Genomic DNA, 19,808 nt, shown 5'->3' with positions numbered 1-19,808 from the left:
CTTTTTCCTCCTTTTGATTGTACCGCTTCAATCAGTCCACGGCACCAAGCCTCCATTAGGTCCGGCTTGCCATTAATTTAATAGATTCATTACACAATGACTGCACTGTCAATGTTGGTAAATACATGGTTATCCGCTGATTGGCTATCTATTGCTGTAATCACTGTCTTGTTCTGGACGCTAACGATATATGCCACATTGTTCATCAGTACAAGCGATTCCCTTGCTCCCTTATGCCGGGCGTTATCCACAGCATTCATAAGCTTCTGAATATCTTCCTGATTCAGTGAAATTCCACGCTGCTGCAGGCGCTGCATCGCATGATTTGAAAAAGATAGGCTTGCTGCTTGTTGCTGTTCTGCCAGTTTTTGCGTAAGAACATTATCAAAAGCCGTTGTTTGGCTTGCGGATGGCTTCGACTGGCGCGGGGCAATCGCCGGTGCAAAATAGAGCTGCCCTGCTTTAATCATTTTGTCCATTCTAAACACCGCCTGATGTCCCGGATTGCGGCAATGAAATGGTCTCTATATTCTTCACGTCCACTTTTGAACCATCCTGCAGCACAGCTTGGGCTTTGTTATCCTTCATGCTAATCGCCGTGACAATCCCTTCCTTAGGGGTTGATACAGTTGTCGCATTGTCGCCCGTACCCGTTGTCACTGTATCCGTCCAGCTAATGTTCTTTCCAATTAAACCGGACAGTGTACCGACGCTTTGTGCCGCAGCAAAATTGGTAAACGATTCATTGAGCTTGGTCATCTGCTCTACCGCCGTAAATTGTGCCATCTGGGCAATGGTTTCCTTATCATCCATCGGCTGGGTCGGGTCCTGGTTCTGCATCTGCGTGATTAATATCTTTAAGAAATCATCCTCACCTAACATGGTCCGGTCTAGCGTATTGGTAGAATTAGCACCTACCGTTGCCTGTGTAGTGGTATTATTGTTTACACTGGTTGTTGACATTCTTTCACTCCTTTCCTCTTTTAGATAGCGACATTCACTTCTTTAGTAGTCATGTCCCCCAATTCTTTGTTTACCGCTTCTCCGTTACCTAAAGACGCCAGGTCAAGAGAAAATTCAGCTTGTTCCTTTTCCTGCTCCCGGTTGTTTTCCTGCTGGTGCTGTTCGCTGCCTTCCCGCTGATTAAACATCTGGTTATCTCCCTGTGAAGCAGGCGAGGAAGCCGCTTGCGTAACCTCCAGTTTTTCCGGATGTAATCCGTGCTGTAAAAGTGCTTGATGCAGCTGATCCATCTGACGTTCAATCGCTTCTTTTCCTGCGGTGCTTGTCGCAATAAATTGAGCTGTGATCTGCCCGTTTAACGCAGTAATTTTTACATCAACCTGTCCAAGATTTTCAGGGAACAGCCGGACTGTCATTTCGTACGCGCCGGTACCTTTGTTTTGCATGGCCTGCTTTACCATTACAGCCTCCATTTCCCTGGCGAAAAAGCGGGCGGGAATCAATGGAGTATGTAAGGTATCACTTCTGGTTCCGGTTGAATTCTGCGTGCTGCTTGCCATCATAGGCATCGGGTCCTGAATTTGCAGGTGACCCACTTTTGTCGGTTCGTTTTTTTTCGGTAAAGCATCGGATCCTGTCTGCTCATTTTCTGCCTGTGTGCTGTCACCGTTAAAAAGGGCTGTAGACTGCCCGGGTTGCTTTACGGGCTCATTCTGCCCGGCAGTAGCATTCCGCCCAGCGGTATCATTCTGCCCATTGGTATCATTCTGGCGCACGGCAGATAGCTGCTCCTCTCTGGATAATGATGAAAAAACTTTATCCGGTTGGTTTAGCTTGGAACTCTGCAGGGAGACATCTGCTGGTTTTGGTGAATCTGTACCCGTAGTGCTGCCTGCGAGATTCTTATTCAAAAGAACAATCGATTGATTGAGCTTGTTCATGAACTCTTCAGGCAGTAAAACCTGGCCTGTTTTCTCCAGGGAAGCGAGAAAATCAGTTACTTTTTGCAGCAAATCAGCAACCTCTTGCCTGCCTGGTCCACCCTGCTTCATATAAATGAGTGGGCCCGATATGGAAACCGGATTTTGAACGATTTCTTTCGATTCAATGATGTTTAAGCTATTGTTGGTTTCTCCGCCTAACAATTGATAGATTTGCTGCAGCAACGCATAGATTTCCGGGTTTATTTCAGCCGTCTTTGCCCCGCTGTTTCCATCGGACTTTTTGCTCAGCTCTAGCAAAGCCTCCACCAACGTCTCAAGCTTTTTCGTAAGTGCTCGTCCATCGCTGTCGGATAATTGGCCCGTATTTGTTTTCTGGACTTTAGTGTTTCCCAGAGAACTATTTGATGCAGCATTCTTTTCCGCACTTACCGCATCCTGCATTTTGCTGGCGAAATCCCCGCTTGCCTTACTGTTGTTTTTGCCGGAAGAAGTACGTACAGACGGTATCAGGTCATTTTTACTATCAACTTGTGTGATTGGCATTTATTTCACCTCCTTCCTCCTAAATAATAGTAGAATAACAGTCAAAACTCAACCGAAGATATTCTCATTGGGCTAACAACTTCTGGCTTATTTTTGCCGCCATCGCAATTTGGCCTAGGTCATTGGTCATGCTGGACAGAATTTGCGAGCGCTTCTGGACATCCATTCGGGCTAAAATCGCCAGCGCTTGATTTTCGTTTGTTTTATCCATCGATAATAAAATTTTTGCCGCACTCGTTGCATCCATCGTCGAAAAAGTATTGACCATTTCCGGCAAGGTACTCGAGTTTTTCTGTGCCTTACTCAGTGCGCCCGTCAGATTTTGAATACGCTGCTGCAGCGCAGCCGTATCAGCGTCTTTTGTTAAGGTCGTGTCTTTCAGCAGCGCGGATAAATCGGCGGCTTTCTGCGGGTCCATCTTGGCCAGAATAGCCGAGGCATCAACCGACTTCATAGATTTCAGAACCAGTACCGCTTCCTGCGGCGTCAGTTTTTCCATGATAGGAGCCGCTTTGCTTGCAGACATGGACGTATAGATTTTGGCCAAACCGCTTATCTGTTGCTGCCTGTCCGCATCAATCGCCTGCTTGGCAGTAGCCGCAGATGCTTTGGCGTCCGCAATCTGCTGCTGGTTCTGCTGCATTTTTTTCTGGTCCAGATTAACTTGATTTTTTAAGTTCTGAACTTCCTGGTTCTTTGCGTTTAATTCATCTTTAAGTTTCTGAGCCTGTTCATCCTGCTGTGTCGGTGCCTTTTGCGACGAAGAATTCGGATGGGAAACAGCAGAGTCAGGAATAAGTTTTTGTATAACCGGGACGCTGCTTAGCATTTTGGCTAGACTCCCCACGACATTGTAACCAAACATCTGCGCAATAATTCCAGATAGAACAAGCGTGAACAGAATGGGTATAAAGATGATATAAAAGAACCACTCCAGTTTGCTGTACGACCGTTCTTCTTCTGTAGATTCCTTCACGTATATCCCACCTTAGCGCGCTTTTACTGTCCGCCGATAATAACGGGTCACCGCTATTTCATCAAGCTGCTTCTGTTCAAGCTGTTTCATTGTTTCGAGATGTTTTACATAAGAATTTTCCTTTAACTTCGCCCAGATTTTTTCGTCCATTGCTTTTTCCGTGAGAACTTCTTGTTTTTGGTGCACGTCGGACTCCGCTGCGGTTTTGCTTTGTTCAGCATCTACGATTAACTTATGCATATGGTCCAGGTAAAGATAGGAATGTTTTAATTCGGCTAAAGACATGTTTTTCTCTGCCTGCTGAACAAATCTTTGCTCCATCTCTTCTTTGTTTTGCTGTAATTGATACAATTTGCTTTCTTCAAGTCGGAGTGTATGTAATGATTTCGTATAATTTTTTTCAGCCTGTCCCTTTTCCTTTTTCTTTACGTCGAGAATTTTTTGAAAAGTATAATTGAATGACACGATTAACACCTACCTTGTACCAAACATTGTAAGCAACGAAGCGGTTGCTTCATCCAAACTGGAAGGATTATCAGTGCCCTGGCTGGTATAATTCGCGATAGCATCTTTAAAGTGAATGGCCATGTCGATATCTTTATTCGCCCCGGGTTTATATGCACCGATATTAATTAAATCTTCGGCCTCCCGGTAGATAGCCAGCATACGCTTTAATTCATTTGCGGCTGCGTAATGTTCCGGAGACACGATTTCTTTCATGACACGACTGACGCTCGCCAGAATGTCAATCGCGGGATAGTGACCGGTGTGCGCTATTTTGCGGCTTAATACGATATGCCCATCCAGTATCCCCCGCACAGAGTCCGCGATCGGGTCGTTCATGTCATCCCCTTCTACAAGCACCGTATAAAAACCGGTGATCGAGCCTGCGCTTGAAGTGCCTGCGCGTTCTAAAAGACGGGGGAGAAGTGCAAAGACCGAAGGGGTGTATCCCCGCGTTGCCGGCGGTTCTCCAATCGCCAGCCCTACCTCTCGCTGTGCCATGGCAAAACGAGTAACCGAATCCATCATCAGCATTACATTTAAACCCTGATCGCGAAAATACTCGGCAATTGAAGTGGTAAGCAGCGCGCCCTTGATCCGAATAAGTGCCGGCTGGTCCGAAGTCGCCACGACGACCACAGATCGTTTAAGTCCCTCTTCCCCGAGGTCCCGTTCGATAAAGTCCACTACCTCTCTTCCACGTTCCCCTATCAGACCGATTACATTAATATCGGCCTCCGTATTTCTCGCAATCATGCTGAGCAGAGTACTTTTGCCGACACCGCTTCCCGCAAATATCCCAATTCGCTGCCCTCGCCCTACGGTAAGCAGGCCGTCAATGGCACGAACTCCCACTGAAAGAGTTTCCTGAATGCGGGGCCGCAGCAAAGGATTCGGCGGTGCATTATCAACCGGATATTCGGTCATCCCATGAAATAACGAGTGTCCGTTCATCAGCTTCCCGGTTCCATCAAGAACCTGTCCCAGAAGTTCGCTTCCCACTTTTACGGTCAGCGGTTTTCCGGTCGCTACTACGTCACAGCCGGGACCGATTGCACCCAAATCACCCAGCGGCATTAACAGCACCTTATTGTCTTTAAAACCAACGACTTCGGCAGGCACGGGAATTTTAGATCCCACAGGATAAATGTTGCAAATTTCACCAATCCTTACATTAGGCCCCATAGATTCTACTGTTAGCCCGATAACCTGCGATACTTTTCCATTGATTCGGATAGGGTTCAACGTTTGCAGGACAGACAGATATTTAAGAAGGTGCTGCATCGGTAAGCTCTCCGTTTCCATTGCAGATGCTAAATAAATTCTTTCGGATTTCTTCCAACTGGGTATCTACTCTCGCATCCACACTTCCCATCGACGTTCGAATAATGCAGCCACCTTCGCTCACCGAGTGGTCGGGCACAATCGTCATTTCAATTTGGCTGTCCAGTATTTCCAGCACCTTCTTCCGATTTTCCTGCACATATTCGTAGGATTCCGGGCTGACGCACACAACAATCGTCTTGTATTCCTGCGTATACGACAGCGAATGGCGGATGATTTCCAGTACGCTTTCCTGATGTAAGGAAAGGTGTGCGCCTATCACTTTCTTTGCTATCTCCATCGTTAAATCTAAAAGAAAAGGCTCAGCTTCCGCCACGATTCTCCGCTTGATGTGCGGCGCTTCTTCAAGTATTTCGCGGGCATGGTTTAAAGCGGACGTATATTCCTCGTATGCGAGGCGCTCCCCTTCCTTCCTGCCCTCCTCTGTTCCCTGCCTGAAACCTTCCTGTCTTGCCTGTTCACGCACCGCTTCGTCTTCCTGGCGGCGCTGTTGCCACCACTGGTCCATTTCCAGGCGGGATTCATTCATGATCTGGTCCGCCTGTTGACTGGCAGTAAAAATAATTCGTTCCGCTTCTGCTTTGGCCCGCTGTATGATTTCATTGGCCTGCGCTGAAATGGAATCGGGCCCGGCAGAATTTCCTGTACTTTCGGCCGCTTCGCTTTCACCCGGTTCGTCTACTGACCCGACATTATGATCCGCTGCCATATTGCCGCGATGGCGAAGGGTGAAGGCATCCTCTATTGTCGAGTAAAACGAAGATTTAATAATTCTAGACAATTATTTCATCTCCCCCACCGCGTGCAATAATAATTTCGCCGCCTTCTTCAAGGCGTCTGATCGTGGCGACAATCCGGGTCTGCGCTTCTTCCACGTCGCGCAGACGGACAGGTCCCATGTATTCCATTTCTTCTTTGAATGTGTCAACCATCCGTTTCGACATATTCCGAAACACCACATCGCGCACTTCTTCATTCGCCACTTTCAGGGCCAGCATCAGGTCAGCATTTTCCACATCACGGATAACCCGCTGAATGGACCTGTCATCAAGCAGTACAATATCTTCAAACACAAACATTCTCTTCTTAATTTCTTCTGCAAGTTCCGGATCCTGAATCTCGAGTGAGTCAAGAATTATCCGTTCCGTGCTACGGTCGACATTGTTAAGCATATTGACCACCGCTTCAATTCCGCCCGCCTGCGTATAGTCGGTGACCATATTGGTGGAGAGCTTCTGCTCCAGCACGTGTTCCACTTCGCTGATTACATCCGGGGATGTACTCTCCATTAAAGCAATTCTTCTGGCCACATCCGCCTGCCTTTCCTGGGGCAGGGCGGAAATAATGGCGGCTGATTGTTCCGGCTCTAAATAGGAAAGCACCAGAGCGATCGTTTGCGAATGCTCATTCTGGATGAAGTTTAGTATTTGGTTTGGATCCGCCTTGCGGGCAAAATCAAACGGACGCACCTGCAAATGTGCGGTCAGGCGATTGATAATATCGAAGGCCTTTTGCTGGCCAAGAGCCTTTTCGAGAATTTCTTTCGCGTAGCTAATGCCCCCCTGTGAAATATACTCTTGCGCTACGCAAATTTGATGAAATTCGGTAAGAACATTTTCCTTCTCCGACGTATCAACCCTTCGCACATTCGCAATTTCAAGAGTTAACTGTTCAATTTCATCCTCACGCAGGTGTTTAAAGACCTGGGCAGACACCTCAGGACCGAGCGAAATTAGCAGAATGGCTGCCTTCTGCCTTCCGCTCAATTCTTTAGCTTGACGTGCCATTTCCATCCCCCATTTTTAATCGTCTGCTAACCATGAGCGAAGCAGCCCGACAAACTCTTCCGGTTTTTGCTTGGCCAGTTTTTCCAATTGTTTACGCACAACCACATCTTCCCCTTCATCGTATTCGATCTCGGGAATGTCAACCGGCAATTGCGGCGGTGCCAATTCTTCCGTTTCCTGCTGTTTGCGGCGCCTTCTGACCACAATAAAAATGGTAACGCCCGCTGCGACAAGCACAAGACCCAGTACACTATAGAGAATAATGTTCGTCCAGTTTGTCGGAGGTGTAAACGTCTGTTTGCCGCTAAACGTCTGCGGGAATACAGAAATCCGATCATTAATTTGCTGCGGGGTTAACTGTGTACCCTGGGAAGAAAGAGATGCTCTTACGACATTACCCAGCAATTTTTGAATCTCAGCCTGCGTAGCTGGTGTAAGGCTCGCCGGATTCGCCGGGTTCGGCGGTTCCACCCCCACGTTAATCGTAATATCGTCTATTTTATACGGCTGGCTAACGATATTTTGTTTCACGCGGTTGACTTCATAGTTAATACTATTCTGCGTCTTTTCATACTGGTTGTTGGTACTGCCGCTTGCCCCGGGATAACCAGGGATTTGCGATTGGCCGGAACCCGCTGTTCCCCCGGGGGGCGAACCTGTTCCTGTGTAAGACTCCTGAATTTTCTGGGCGCTGATCGCAATCCCTTCGTTATTCTGCTTGTCGACAGGTTCAACAAGGTTCTCTTCACGCTGTGTTTTGTCGAAGTTCAATTTGACATATGTATAGACGTATACTTTATCCTGACCCAGGATGGTGCCCAGCATATTCTGCAGGTTGCGCTGGATATCGAGTTCCACATCTTTTTTAATTTTGCTCTGCTGTTGATACTGGGTTAAATAATTACCATCTTTACTGTCGTCCTGAAACGGTAGCATCTGGCTGTTTTGGTCCATAATAACAATGTTGTCCGTTGGCAGATTCGGGACGCTTTTGGAAACAAGATTATAAAGAGCGCGAATTTGCGGAGCCTCTAATTGTTTGCCGGGCTCTACATCCACGACGATGGAAGCAGATGCTTTATCCTGCGTGTCATTCGGGTGGACGAATACACTTTGCTGCGGCATCGTTAAAATAACCTTCGCGTTCCGAACGCCGTCAACGGTTTTCAGCAGGTCAGCAAGCTGATTTTGCATGGCGTCGCGCTCCACGACATCGAACTGCCTGTCGGTCATGCCCATGCCGATATTTTGGCTAAATATATCAAGCTTAACACCGTCGCTCTTTGGAACCCCTTTGGCAGCAAGATCCGCCGCCTTCGTATATTTATCTTTTTCGGGAACCAGAACATTACCGGCAGTAATTTGATAGTTTTTATACCCTTCAGCGTCTAATTCGGTTTTAATCTGCGCCACATCGTTCTCAGTTAAATTCCCGGTAAAAAGCGGCACATAATTTGGTTTTGCAGCAAAATAAATGAATAAAGTTGTCGATATAATAAGAAAGAGAGCCGCTGCACTTATCAAGATCTTTTGTTTATTGGAAAACCGGTTCCAGAACGCCGCTATCTGAGACCGAATTTGCAGTAATCGTTCGTTCATCCTTCACCCCGCCAAAACCGTTAATAACATTCTATCTATACTTGCATTCGCATAATTTCCTGGTATGCTTCGACTGCTTTATTGCGAACCTGTACAGCCATATCAAGCGCAAGCGTCGCCTTCTGCCCAGCTATCATGACCTGGTGCATATCCTGCACTTGGCCGGTAAGTAAGCCATAGTTCATTTGGGTTGCTGTGCTCTGAAGTCGATTTATATCATCAACGGCATTTTTTAAGTAAGAAGAGAAAGAACGAGAAGCTTCGTAAGGTGTCGAAGGGTCATTAACCGCCGGATTGGCGTCTGTTTTTTGGATTGGCATTTGCATTTGCAATGCATTCGCAACATTTTCTATCATTTTTCCGCCTCCTATTTACCTATTTCCAACGCTTTAAGAGCCATGGCTTTTGCCGCATTGATTGCCGTTACATTGGAATCATAAGCGCGCGTGGTCTGCATCAAATCCACCATTTCCTTCAGCATATCCACATTAGGCATTTGTACATAGCCCCGTGCGTTTGCATCGGGATTCGTAGGGTCATAGACAGACTTAAAAGGTGTTTGATCGGGAACAATGGCCGTGACTCGAACCCCGTTCACCTGCACTCCACCTGTTTGTCCTATAGCGGCCTGAAGAAAATTATCAAATGAGGAGGAAGTCCCGGGTTCAATAACCGCCATTTTTCGACGGTAAGGCTGCCATTGGCCGTTTACATACTCTCCACGGGTCGTATTCGCATTGGCTATATTGCTGGAGATAATATCCATGCGAAGCCGATTTGTGGTTAATGCAGAAGCGCTCGCGTCAAAACTGCTAAATAAGCTCATTCTCATTACCTCCCTTCAATGGCCATGCGAAGATTGCTGAACTGGCCATTCGTCTGCTGAACTAATGCATTGTACCAGAGTTGATTGCGTGCGAGATTGCTCATCTCACTATCCAAGTCCACGTTGTTATCCGAATTTTGCATAGGACCAATGGAATTATCCTGTTCAACCACAGGGGTAATATTTTGAAGCGATGGCGCACCAAAATCAAGGTGCTTCGGATTAGTTCGATACGCTCTAAACGTGCTGCCATCCTGCTGCAGCGCTTTTTGCAATTCCGCTTCAAACGAAACGCTCTGCGCTTTGTAATGAGGCGTGTCGACATTGGCTATATTGTTGCTGATTGTCCGCTGCCTTAGTGAAGCGGCGTTTAACGCCTGTTCAAATACCGGTAAAATAGATGGTAAAATCATGATATTCCCCCAAATTTTATCCCTGATTAGTTATATCACACTTCCTATGGAGTTTTCACTATAAAAATGTCGAAAAGCTTACAAATTTATCGAAAAGTTATTTATATCTTATACTAACAGATGATTCCAAACGATTAAAAGCCCCATCTTAAAAGATAGGGCTTTTATACCGTACAGAAATTACGTAATTATGAAGTTTTTAATTTTTCCAACTCTGGCAGCAGCTTTTCATTCAGTATTTTGATGTAGGTCCCTTTCATACCGAGCGAGCGGGATTCAATGACACCGGCACTCTCCAGCTTGCGGAGCGCGTTTACGATAACAGAACGGGTAATTCCCACTCTATCAGCAATTTTACTAGCGACGAGCAAGCCTTCTTTGCCATCCAACTCCTCAAAGATGTGCTCCACAGCTTCCAATTCGCTGTAGGATAGAGAGCCGATTGCCATCTGTACAACCGCTTTGCTGCGGGCTTCCTGTTCAATTTCCTCCGCACGTTCCCGCAGAATCTCCATACCGACAACCGTAGCGCCTACTTCTGCGAGGATTAAATCATCGTCTGTAAAATTCTCGTTAATTCTAGCCAGAATTAGAGTAGCTAAACGATCCCCACCACCGATAATAGGAACAATCGTCGTTAATCCTTTCTTAAAGAAATCTTTCATCTCGACAGGGAAAGCGGTATACGGGCTATCGATATCCAGGTTTGCGGACGTTTCATCCACACGGAGAAGCTGGGTGCTGTAATCTCCCGGAAATCTTCTTTCATCGAGCATTTTGCGAATCCGTTCGTTATCAACTTCCTGTGCGATCGCGTGCCCGAGGATTTTACCCTTGCGGCTGACAACGAAAATGTTGGCTTCGATGATTTCACTTAGCACTTCAGCCATTTCCATAAAATTAACGGGATGGCCGGCTGTTTTCTGCAACATGCGGTTAATGCGGCGAATTTTGGTTAATAAATCCATAACATTTGTTCCTCCTAAATGTTTACAAGATATACCGACTTAAATCTCGGTCTTCTACAATGTTTTGAAGTTTTTCCTTCACATACTCGGGCGTAATTAGAATATGGTCCAAATGAATATCGGGCGCCTCAAATGACAAATCTTCCAGCAATTTTTCAAGTATCGTATGTAATCTTCTTGCTCCAATATTATCGGTGTTCTGGTTGACTTCGGCTGCCAGAGTTGCAATTTCTTCAATAGCATCGTCAGAAAATTCAACCTTTATACCTTCCGTCTCCAATAAAGATGCATATTGTTTGGTGAGAGCGTTTTTGGGCTCGGTAAGAATTCGCACAAAATCCTCTACGCGCAGGCTCTTCAGCTCGACCCGAATCGGAAAACGGCCCTGCAATTCCGGAATCAGGTCAGACGGCTTTGCAATATGAAACGCACCTGCCGCAATAAAAAGGACGTAATCTGTTTTTACGGGTCCGTATTTTGTTACCACCGTAGATCCTTCTACAATCGGAAGAATATCACGCTGTACCCCTTCGCGTGAAACGGAAGCGGAATTCATCTCTTTGCCTGCAATTTTATCGATTTCATCGATAAAAATAATCCCGGACTGTTCAGCGCGCTGTACGGATTCCTGAATAACCTCATCCATATCGATCAGCTTTTGCGCTTCTTCTGCAATCAGGGCCTTTCTTGCTTCACGAATGGGCAATTTACGCTTTTTCATCTTCTTCGGCATGAAATTGCCAAGCATCTCTTGCATATTTATACCCATTTGCTCAATGCCTGAACCAGAAAAAATGTCAAACGCGGGCGTGGAATCTTCCACTTCAATTTCCACAACCGTATCTTCAAGCTGGCCCATCGCCAGTTGATGGGCCACCTGCCTGCGCTGCTGCGAGAGAGACAGCTCATCAGTGTCAGGCTGTGATGAAGAAGGTGTCTCTTGTCCCCCGAAAAACATTTCGAGCGGATTCTTAAAAGAGCGGGCTGCTTTTTTGCCCGGAACCAGGATATGGACAAGACGCTCGTTTGCCATGCTTTCCGCTTTATCTTTCACCTGTTCGGTTTTTTCTGCTTTTACGATGCGAATGGCTGTTTCTACCAGGTCCCGCACCATAGAATCCACGTCCCGACCGACGTACCCCACTTCGGTAAATTTCGTTGCTTCTACTTTAACAAAAGGCGCGCCGGTTAATTTAGCAAGCCTGCGGGCAATCTCCGTCTTGCCGACACCCGTGGGCCCGATCATTAAAATGTTTTTAGGAACGACTTCATCCCTAATTTCTTCGGGTAAAAGGTTGCGGCGGTAACGATTGCGCAGTGCGATAGCCATCGCTCGTTTCGCTTCATGCTGGCCGACGATAAAGTGGTCGAGTTGCTCTACGATTTGCCTCGGAGTTAAACGTTCTGAGTTATTCAAAGCATAGCCCCCTTATCTTATGTCCTCAGGATTACTTAATTTCTTCCACGACGAGATTATGGTTTGTAAACACACAGATGTCCGCGGCCGTTGTAAGCGACGCCGTTGCGATTTCCTTCGCCGTCATTCCGGGAGCATGTTTTTTCAGGGCGCGCCCCGCTGCAAGAGCGTAATTGCCGCCAGAGCCAATGGCTAAAATCCCGTCATCCGGCTCAATGATTTCCCCGTTACCGGAAATAAGCAAAAGATGTTCTTTATCCATCACAATCATAAGTGCCTCCAGGCGCCGCAACACTTTATCCATCCGCCATTCCTTCGCAAGTTCTACGGCGGCCCGCGGTAAATTCCCGTGGTACTCTTCCAGCTTGGCCTCGAACTTTTCAAACAGTGTGATCGCATCGGCTACCGACCCGGCAAAACCGGCTACAACTGTACCATGATAAATTCTTCTAACCTTTTTGGCCGTCTGCTTCATGACTACACTATTGCCGAAAGTAACCTGACCGTCACCTGCCATGGCGCACGATCCATCATGCTGTATGGCAAAAATCGTTGTCGCATGGAATGTCATATCCATTTCATCACCCCACATGCTAGGATTCAAGCTCGCGGATGAGCTTGATTGTATACAAGACGTAATCTCTCGCGTGTTACATGCGTGTATATCTGCGTTGACGAAATACTTGAATGCCCAAGCATCTCCTGCACACTGCGCAGGTCCGCACCGTTGTCTAAAAGATGGGTAGCAAAGGTGTGCCTGAACGTGTGGGGGCTTACCTTTAGCATTTCGCTTGCCCGATCCACATATTTGTTAATCATGCGCCTGACACTTCGATCTGTCAGCGCCTCACCGCGTATGTTTAAAAACAAAGCGTTTGTCTTTTTCTCTTTTGCCAGCACCGGGCGAAACTTTTCTACATATGTACGGTAAGATTCAATGGCGTATGAGCCTAGCGGCACGTATCGTTCTTTCGCTCCCTTGCCAAATACAAGTGCCGTGCCAATCGACGCGTCAATCGATTTCGTCGTGAGGCCTACCAATTCAGAGACGCGTATGCCGCTTCCGTACAAAATCTCAAGCATCGCACGATCACGGGCGCCCAAAGGGGTCGACACATCAGCCAGCGCTATAAGCATTTCAACTTCCTTTGGATAAAGGAAGTTGGGCAACCGTTTATCAAGTTTGGGTGTGGAAACCATTTTAAAAGGGTTTTGATCCACAAGTTCCTCGCGCAGCAGAAAACGGTAGAAACTTCGTAAAGCCGAAAGTTTGCGGGCAATCGAACGCCGGGCATAAGACTGCTGGGCAAGCAGCGAAAGATAGGAACGCACATGAACATACGAAACAGCAGCATATTCTTCGATAGCATGCTGCTCCATGAACTCCTTGAAAGCAAGAATATCCTTCTTATAATTCGAAATCGTAAGAGAGGACGCATTCTTTTCAATCTGCAAGTATTGTATAAAGAGTAGAAGCAACGAATCAGGCCCTGAACCCTCCATTCCATTACCCCCTCACCGAGCAAATACATAGTACCACATAAAAGTGATTAACTGCAACTTACATTGTGGATGTTTCGGGAAAAATTCTGAATTTTTCCGAGCGCCCGGTTGGCGAACTGCTCATACCGTTCTTTTTTATTTCGAATTTTCTTTTCCAGCGGAGGAAACAAGCCAAAATTCGCATTCATCGGCTGAAAATTGTCCGGGTTCGCTGTTGTGATATAATGCGCCATGCTGCCCATCGCCGTCTCCTTAGGGAAAACGATAGGGTCAAGTCCCCGGGCAAGCCTTCCTGCGTTCACCCCGGCAATCAGGCCGGACGCAGCGGATTCGACATACCCTTCCACACCTGTCATTTGGCCGGCAAACAAAAGGTCTTCCCTGCCTTTATACTGATAGGTAGGCGTAAGCAGGCGCGGCGAATTGATAAACGTATTGCGGTGAATGACACCATAACGGATAATTTCGGCGTTTTCAAGACCTGGAATCATCTGAAAGACACGCTTCTGCTCCGGCCATTTTAAATGGGTTTGGAAACCTACAATATTGTAAAGTGTGCCCGCACTGTTGTCCTGGCGCAGCTGCACCACCGCAAATGGCTGTTTTCCCGTGCGCGGGTCTGTCAACCCCACTGGTTTCATCGGACCAAACAGCATGGTTTGTTTTCCCCGTTTCGCCATAACCTCAATGGGCATGCATCCTTCAAAAAACACTTCTTTTTCAAATTCCTTCAAGGCGACTTCCTCTGCCGTAGTGAGCGCTTCATAGAAGGCGTTAAATTCCTCTTCATTCATCGGGCAGTTGAGGTAGGCTGCTTCTCCCTTATCATACCGCGAAGCGAGAAATACCTTGGCCATGTTAATGGATTCTTTGTCGATAATCGGGGCCGCAGCATCGTAAAAATAAAGGTACCCTTCTCCGCTTATTTCCTGCAGGCGGCTTGACAGCGCCGGGGATGTCAGAGGTCCGGTGGCAATCACGGTAATGCCTTCAGGAACCTCCGTAATTTCTTCGTTTAGCACCCGAATGTTCGGATGGTTGCGAATTCGCTCCGTAACCATTCCGGCAAACTCATGGCGGTCAACCGCCAGAGCTCCGCCTGCCGGTACGGCACACCGGTCAGCCGAGCTTATAATAATAGAGGAGAACGTCCTCATCTCTTCCTTCAGAATGCCAACCGCGTTGGTCAAAGCATTGGCACGCAGGGAATTACTGCAGACAAGCTCAGCAAATTTGTCTGTATGATGGGCCGGTGTTTGTTTGACCGGACGCATTTCATACAGTTCAACTTCTATGCCCTGCTCGGCAATTTGCCAGGCCGCCTCGCTTCCCGCGAGGCCCGCCCCGATTACTTTTACTTTTTGCATAGTTTCCTGCTCCTTCTTGTGTCAACTTCCTGATGTGTCCGGGCCGCGTTTATTTACTGGGCCTCCTCTTCGTAATCACACGAAGAACATTGAACGTGGGCGCCCCCGTTCTTTCCTTTTTTCTTCTTTTCAACGAGCATCTCGTTACATTTCGGACATTTTCGCGGAACCGGCTTATCCCAGGAGACAAAATCGCATTCCGGGTAATGGCTGCAGCCATAAAACAGGCGGTTCTTTTTGCTCTTTCGTTCCACGATCGTCCCCCCGCATTTCGGGCAGTCAACGCCGATTTCCTTCGTTATGGCCATTGTATTGCGGCAGTCCGGAAAGCCTGAGCAAGCCAGAAACTTGCCGTAACGGCCCATTTTATAAACCATAGGTTTTCCACATTTTTCACACTGGATATCCGATACTTCATCCTCAATTTCAATTTCCTGCATATGCTGTTCAGCGACTTCCAGGCGCTTGGCGAAATCGCCATAGAATTCTCGCAGAACTTCCGGCCATCTTTCTTTTCCTTCCTCGATGCTGTCCAGATTATCCTCCATCCTCGCCGTAAACTCGGTGTCGAGGATTTCGGGAAAAAATTCTTCCATCAGTGTAATCACAATTTCCCCAAGTTCTGTTGGAATGAAACGCCGCTCCTGCATGGCCACATATCCACGCTTCTGTATCGTTTCTAACGTAGGGGCGTATGTGCTTGGTCTGCCTATGCCCAACTCTTCTAACGTTTTCACGAGTCTTGCCTCCGAAAAACGGGGAGGTGGTTGGGTAAAGTGCTGTTTCGGATCGATGTTTTTAAGAGTTAGTTGTTGCTGCTCCTCAAGCGGAGGAAGCATCTTATCTTCCTCTTTTTGCCCATCGTCCGTCCCTTCCACGTACACTTTCATAAAGCCGGGAAACTTCACCTGTGAACCGCTGGCGCGGAAAACAGCTTCACCGCAAGCGATATCTGCAGAGACCGTATCAAGTACCGCCGCCGCCATCTGGCTGGCAATGAAGCGTTCCCAAATTAACTGGTACAGTTTAAATTGATCCCGCGACAAATACGGTTTTAAATCCGCAGGCGATCGATCGATAAGGGTCGGTCGAATCGCTTCGTGCGCATCCTGCGCTTTTTCTTTCTTACTGAACTGGCGGGGTTCGGAAAGGGCGTACATTTCTCCGTATTCTTGCGAAATGTACTTTTTAGCCTCTTCCTGCGCCAGCGGGGACAAGCGGGTCGAGTCGGTACGCATATAGGTAATTAACCCGACGGTACCTTCTTTTCCAATATCGATTCCTTCATATAGCTGCTGGGCCACCATCATCGTTTTTGCCGCCCGGAAATTAAGCTTGCGCGCCGCTTCCTGCTGCAGCGAACTCGTGGTAAACGGTGCAGCCGGATTGCGCTTTCGCTCTTTGCGTTTGATTTCTGTCACAATAAAATCTTTGTTTTTAATGCGATCCAGAAGACGGTTTACTTCTTCTTCCGATGTTAATTCCGTTTTCGAACCGTCCAGGCTAAAGAACTTCGCTTCAAACCCCTCTTTACCTGAGAAAAGGTGAGCGGTAACCGACCAATATTCTTCCGGAACAAACGCGTTAATTTCTTTTTCCCGATCCATAATAAGCTTCACCGCTACGGATTGTACCCGGCCGGCGCTAAGTCCTTTTTTTACCTTTTTCCATAGGAGCGGTGAAATATTGTACCCGACAAGACGATCCAGGATTCGTCGAGTCTGCTGGGCATTCACTAAATCCATATTGATTTTTCTCGGGTGTTTAAAAGCATCTTTTATCGCCTGCTTGGTTATTTCATTAAAAACAACACGGCAGGGTGCATTTTCGTCTATATTTAAGCTGTGAGCTAAATGCCATGCGATCGCTTCCCCCTCGCGATCAGGGTCAGCTGCAAGATAGATGTTTTTCACTTTGCGGGAGGCATCGCGCAGTTCTTTAAGCACGTCACCCTTGCCGCGAATCGTAATATATTTAGGTTCAAAATCCTGTGCCACGTCTACGCCCATCTGACTTTTAGGCAAATCACGCACATGGCCCATGGATGCTTTCACAATATATTTCTTTCCGAGATATTTCCCGATTGTCTTCGCCTTTGCGGGAGACTCCACTATTACGAGCGAATCTGCCAAGCATGTTTCCCCCTTTATAGATAAAAGAATTCCTCCTATTATCAATTACAAAACTTGCATTTGTCAAACTTTCCTTATTCCCTAATCTTCATATAAGTAGGGCCGGGCGTCTGGGTAATACATTTTTTTACTTGCAACGATAACAGAAGATACGGTAAATGGGAAGAGGGAATAGTCGAATTTTTTTCAACATCTTCATAAGAAACAGGTTCATAAGGAATCGTTTGCAAAAGGAGGGCCTCATCCATCGTAAGCTGAAATTCGACTTTCGGTGACTCCCGGTTCTTCCCTATCAGCATCAGGTGAGGGTATTCTTCAAGTACGTCATAAATAGTTTGCACTAATTTTGCTCCCTGTTGAATCAAATAATGACAGCCTGCGCTTTTCGGGGAATGGATGGATCCCGGTACTGCGAATACATCCCTGCCTTGATCAGCGGCCATATCCGATGTAATTAATGAGCCGCTGCGCGAGGCCGCCTCGACGACAATCGTCCCGAGTGACAAACCGCTGATGAGGCGGTTGCGTTCGGGAAAAAAACCTTTTTTTGGCTGTGTTCCCGGCGGATACTCAGAAATCATCAATCCTTTTTCTTTAATTTCCATCGCAAGCGCCTTGTTTTCACGGGGGTAGAATTGATCCAGTCCGCACCCCAGTACGGCTATTGTCTTTCCTACTCCCGCGAGCGCCCCCCGGTGAGCCTCGCCGTCTATCCCTCTCGCAAGGCCGGAAACGACAGCACACCCTTTTTCACTTAATTCTTTACCAAAATTGTAAGCGATATTCTTCCCGTAAACAGTTGGGGTGCGTGTCCCCACAATCGCAATGGCCGGATTCAACAGCATATATAAATTTCCCGCCGCATATAAAATTTCAGGCGGATCCGGGATATCCCGCAGTAAATCCGGATACCGTTCATCATCGTAGGCAAGAATTTCAATACTGTTTTTCTGACAGCTTTCGTAATGCCGCTGCGCTTTTTGCAGCGAAAATTCATTTTTTATGCGGGCAGCGATTGCCGGTGTAACCGTTAACTCCGCCTGTATTTCATGAGCGGATAAACACGTAAAGTCAATCGCCCGGTCTCCTTCACGGGCCCGCCGGATAGTCATACGCCCCACTCCCGGAATCAATGCAAGCGCCAATAACGCCATAACGTTTTCCCCCATCGTTCTCCCCCCTTCCGTCTATAATTCGCTATCGATATGTAAAATCCTTCCAAATACATACATCAAAATCCATTTTAATGAAGTTTTTCCTTACAATAAAACATTAACTCCTTGTGCAGCTCTTCCGTTTGAGGACGAGCCGATATCTCGATCAATGCGAATGGAATGGGCCGGTTTTATTTTTTGCTCTTTTTCCGCTACTCAGTGCTTCTCTGGAGCTTGGAGGTGCTTTTAGGCCCGACTGTCTCCATCATTGAGATCCCCGGATGTTTCGGGCCACCTCCAAGCGGAAGAGGAGTACGGACAGTCCACGCTTCCTCGTAAGGAAAAACCTGCAAAAAATAAAAACCGGCCATTCCATTGCCACACCGCCTGTTGGTTTACGTTTGGAAACGAAAAAAGAGCACTGTTAGCCAGTGCTCTCTCTCACAGTTATTTAACGGTTTTACATGTTTCAAGCAAACCGCGTTCTTTTAACACCCCAATGAGCGTTTCACCCATGACGGAAGGAGTTTTGGCAACTCGAATGCCGCATGCTTCCATCGTTTTGATTTTTTCGGCAGCGGTACCTTTTCCTCCGGAAATAATTGCACCGGCATGGCCCATCCGCTTGCCTGGAGGTGCCGTCTGTCCGCCAATGAAACCGACAACAGGTTTTTTCATATTCGCTTTTACCCATTCAGCCGCTTCTTCTTCTGCAGTACCCCCGATTTCACCGATCATGATAACCGCTTCCGTATCCGGGTCTTCATTGAACAGCGTCAATACGTCAATAAAGTTTGTCCCATTCACAGGGTCTCCACCAATTCCTACAGCAGTGGACTGGCCAATGCCGTTGGTTGTTAATTGATGTACAGCTTCGTATGTGAGGGTTCCGGAACGGGAAACGATCCCGACTTTACCCGGCGCATGAATATAACCAGGCATAATACCGATTTTACATTCACCAGGTGTAATGACACCCGGGCAGTTTGGCCCGATCAGGCGCGTTTTGCTTCCTGCCATATAACGCTTAACTTTTACCATGTCAAGCACAGGAATACCTTCCGTAATACAAACAACAAGTTCCAGTTCGGCTGCAACGGCTTCCATGATGGCATCAGCCGCAAACGCCGGTGGAACATAGATAACAGATGCGTTAGCGCCTGTTTCTTTTACCGCTTCCGCTACTGTATCAAATACCGGGAATCCTTCTACTTCGGTACCGCCCTTACCTGGTGATGTACCGCCAACCATTTGCGTGCCGTAGTCGCGGCAGCCTATAGCATGGAATAAACCTGTTGCACCTGTAATACCCTGGGTAATTACTTTTGTATCTTTATTAACAAGGATACTCATAGCCTTAAAGTCCCA

General features: G+C 47.2%; 20 protein-coding genes. All 20 read right to left on the bottom strand.

The genetic code is table 11. The features are described from left to right. Window positions 1–89 precede the first annotated feature (89 nt). Window positions 90–479, bottom strand: a complete 390-nt coding sequence (locus H525_RS0100775) for a TIGR02530 family flagellar biosynthesis protein (protein ID WP_027414600.1) — start codon at window positions 477–479, stop codon at window positions 90–92. A 1-nt stretch (window position 480) separates the two neighbouring features. Further along, window positions 481–963 (bottom strand): flagellar hook assembly protein FlgD, encoded by a 483-nt coding sequence (flgD, locus tag H525_RS25280; protein ID WP_051330707.1) that lies wholly within the window; start codon window positions 961–963, stop codon window positions 481–483. Window positions 964–983: 20 nt separating this feature from the next. After that, window positions 984–2,450 (bottom strand): flagellar hook-length control protein FliK, encoded by a 1,467-nt coding sequence (locus H525_RS0100765; protein ID WP_027414599.1) that lies wholly within the window; start codon window positions 2,448–2,450, stop codon window positions 984–986. Window positions 2,451–2,514: 64 nt separating this feature from the next. Then, on the bottom strand, window positions 2,515–3,426 hold the full coding sequence (locus tag H525_RS0100760) for a magnesium transporter MgtE N-terminal domain-containing protein (RefSeq protein ID WP_027414598.1): 912 nt from the start codon (window positions 3,424–3,426) through the stop codon (window positions 2,515–2,517). Between the two features lie 12 nt (window positions 3,427–3,438). Then, window positions 3,439–3,891: a flagellar export protein FliJ gene (gene fliJ / locus H525_RS0100755; protein ID WP_027414597.1), complete on the bottom strand. Its 453-nt coding sequence runs from the start codon at window positions 3,889–3,891 to the stop codon at window positions 3,439–3,441. Window positions 3,892–3,900: 9 nt separating this feature from the next. Further along, a complete protein-coding gene (gene fliI / locus H525_RS0100750) occupies window positions 3,901–5,235 on the bottom strand; it encodes a flagellar protein export ATPase FliI (protein ID WP_051330706.1) in 1,335 nt (444 codons plus the stop codon). Next, window positions 5,198–6,055 (bottom strand): flagellar assembly protein FliH, encoded by an 858-nt coding sequence (gene fliH, locus H525_RS22360; protein ID WP_051330705.1) that lies wholly within the window; start codon window positions 6,053–6,055, stop codon window positions 5,198–5,200. Before fliH ends, fliI begins: the two co-directional genes overlap by 38 nt. Next, complete coding sequence (gene fliG, locus H525_RS0100740) at window positions 6,048–7,061, bottom strand: flagellar motor switch protein FliG (RefSeq protein WP_027414595.1); 1,014 nt, start codon at window positions 7,059–7,061, stop codon at window positions 6,048–6,050. The genes fliH and fliG overlap by 8 nt, the downstream gene beginning before the upstream one ends. 15 nt (window positions 7,062–7,076) lie before the next feature. Next, a complete protein-coding gene (gene fliF / locus H525_RS0100735; protein ID WP_027414594.1) occupies window positions 7,077–8,660 on the bottom strand; it encodes a flagellar basal-body MS-ring/collar protein FliF in 1,584 nt (527 codons plus the stop codon). A 35-nt stretch (window positions 8,661–8,695) separates the two neighbouring features. Then, window positions 8,696–9,016 carry a flagellar hook-basal body complex protein FliE gene (fliE, locus tag H525_RS0100730; RefSeq protein ID WP_155837035.1) on the bottom strand — a complete coding sequence of 107 codons (321 nt, stop codon included), beginning with the start codon at window positions 9,014–9,016 and terminating at the stop codon, window positions 8,696–8,698. An 11-nt stretch (window positions 9,017–9,027) separates the two neighbouring features. Further along, window positions 9,028–9,486 (bottom strand): flagellar basal body rod protein FlgC, encoded by a 459-nt coding sequence (gene flgC / locus H525_RS0100725; protein WP_027414592.1) that lies wholly within the window; start codon window positions 9,484–9,486, stop codon window positions 9,028–9,030. A 5-nt stretch (window positions 9,487–9,491) separates the two neighbouring features. Continuing rightward, window positions 9,492–9,899, bottom strand: a complete 408-nt coding sequence (gene flgB, locus H525_RS0100720) for a flagellar basal body rod protein FlgB (protein WP_027414591.1) — start codon at window positions 9,897–9,899, stop codon at window positions 9,492–9,494. 188 nt (window positions 9,900–10,087) lie between these two features. Next, entirely contained in the window at window positions 10,088–10,867 is a 780-nt protein-coding gene (gene codY, locus H525_RS0100715) for a GTP-sensing pleiotropic transcriptional regulator CodY (protein WP_027414590.1), read from the bottom strand. 22 nt (window positions 10,868–10,889) lie between these two features. Further along, a complete protein-coding gene (gene hslU, locus H525_RS0100710) occupies window positions 10,890–12,284 on the bottom strand; it encodes an ATP-dependent protease ATPase subunit HslU (RefSeq protein WP_027414589.1) in 1,395 nt (464 codons plus the stop codon). A 31-nt stretch (window positions 12,285–12,315) separates the two neighbouring features. Continuing rightward, a complete protein-coding gene (gene hslV / locus H525_RS0100705) occupies window positions 12,316–12,861 on the bottom strand; it encodes an ATP-dependent protease subunit HslV (protein ID WP_027414588.1) in 546 nt (181 codons plus the stop codon). Between the two features lie 23 nt (window positions 12,862–12,884). Next, on the bottom strand, window positions 12,885–13,787 hold the full coding sequence (gene xerC, locus H525_RS0100700) for a tyrosine recombinase XerC (RefSeq protein ID WP_027414587.1): 903 nt from the start codon (window positions 13,785–13,787) through the stop codon (window positions 12,885–12,887). Between the two features lie 47 nt (window positions 13,788–13,834). Beyond that, on the bottom strand, window positions 13,835–15,154 hold the full coding sequence (gene trmFO / locus H525_RS0100695; RefSeq protein WP_027414586.1) for an FADH(2)-oxidizing methylenetetrahydrofolate--tRNA-(uracil(54)-C(5))-methyltransferase TrmFO: 1,320 nt from the start codon (window positions 15,152–15,154) through the stop codon (window positions 13,835–13,837). Between the two features lie 53 nt (window positions 15,155–15,207). Next, window positions 15,208–17,286, bottom strand: a complete 2,079-nt coding sequence (gene topA, locus H525_RS0100690) for a type I DNA topoisomerase (protein ID WP_027414585.1) — start codon at window positions 17,284–17,286, stop codon at window positions 15,208–15,210. Window positions 17,287–17,360: 74 nt separating this feature from the next. Continuing rightward, a complete protein-coding gene (gene dprA / locus H525_RS0100685; protein ID WP_027414584.1) occupies window positions 17,361–18,455 on the bottom strand; it encodes a DNA-processing protein DprA in 1,095 nt (364 codons plus the stop codon). Window positions 18,456–18,887: 432 nt separating this feature from the next. Continuing rightward, complete coding sequence (gene sucD, locus H525_RS0100675; protein WP_027414583.1) at window positions 18,888–19,793, bottom strand: succinate--CoA ligase subunit alpha; 906 nt, start codon at window positions 19,791–19,793, stop codon at window positions 18,888–18,890. Window positions 19,794–19,808: the final 15 nt, after the last annotated feature.

It is taken from the genome of Aneurinibacillus terranovensis DSM 18919, from assembly GCF_000430625.1.
Taxonomy (GTDB): Bacteria; Bacillota; Bacilli; order Aneurinibacillales; family Aneurinibacillaceae; genus Aneurinibacillus_B; species Aneurinibacillus_B terranovensis.
The sequence above is the reverse complement of the archived record's forward strand: the minus strand, read 5'-3'. Positions and strand labels throughout refer to the sequence as shown.

Coding starts and splice junctions, on each gene's coding strand:
- H525_RS0100775 (WP_027414600.1), bottom strand. CDS start 479: ATGGACAAAATGATTAAAGCAGGGCAGCTCTATTTTGCACCGGCGATT.
- flgD (WP_051330707.1), bottom strand. CDS start 963: ATGTCAACAACCAGTGTAAACAATAATACCACTACACAGGCAACGGTA.
- H525_RS0100765 (WP_027414599.1), bottom strand. CDS start 2,450: ATGCCAATCACACAAGTTGATAGTAAAAATGACCTGATACCGTCTGTA.
- fliI (WP_051330706.1), bottom strand. CDS start 5,235: ATGGAAACGGAGAGCTTACCGATGCAGCACCTTCTTAAATATCTGTCT.
- fliG (WP_027414595.1), bottom strand. CDS start 7,061: ATGGCACGTCAAGCTAAAGAATTGAGCGGAAGGCAGAAGGCAGCCATT.
- fliF (WP_027414594.1), bottom strand. CDS start 8,660: ATGAACGAACGATTACTGCAAATTCGGTCTCAGATAGCGGCGTTCTGG.
- fliE (WP_155837035.1), bottom strand. CDS start 9,016: ATGATAGAAAATGTTGCGAATGCATTGCAAATGCAAATGCCAATCCAA.
- flgC (WP_027414592.1), bottom strand. CDS start 9,486: ATGAGCTTATTTAGCAGTTTTGACGCGAGCGCTTCTGCATTAACCACA.
- flgB (WP_027414591.1), bottom strand. CDS start 9,899: ATGATTTTACCATCTATTTTACCGGTATTTGAACAGGCGTTAAACGCC.
- codY (WP_027414590.1), bottom strand. CDS start 10,867: ATGGATTTATTAACCAAAATTCGCCGCATTAACCGCATGTTGCAGAAA.
- hslV (WP_027414588.1), bottom strand. CDS start 12,861: ATGGATATGACATTCCATGCGACAACGATTTTTGCCATACAGCATGAT.
- xerC (WP_027414587.1), bottom strand. CDS start 13,787: ATGGAGGGTTCAGGGCCTGATTCGTTGCTTCTACTCTTTATACAATAC.
- trmFO (WP_027414586.1), bottom strand. CDS start 15,154: ATGCAAAAAGTAAAAGTAATCGGGGCGGGCCTCGCGGGAAGCGAGGCG.
- dprA (WP_027414584.1), bottom strand. CDS start 18,455: ATGGGGGAAAACGTTATGGCGTTATTGGCGCTTGCATTGATTCCGGGA.
- sucD (WP_027414583.1), bottom strand. CDS start 19,793: ATGAGTATCCTTGTTAATAAAGATACAAAAGTAATTACCCAGGGTATT.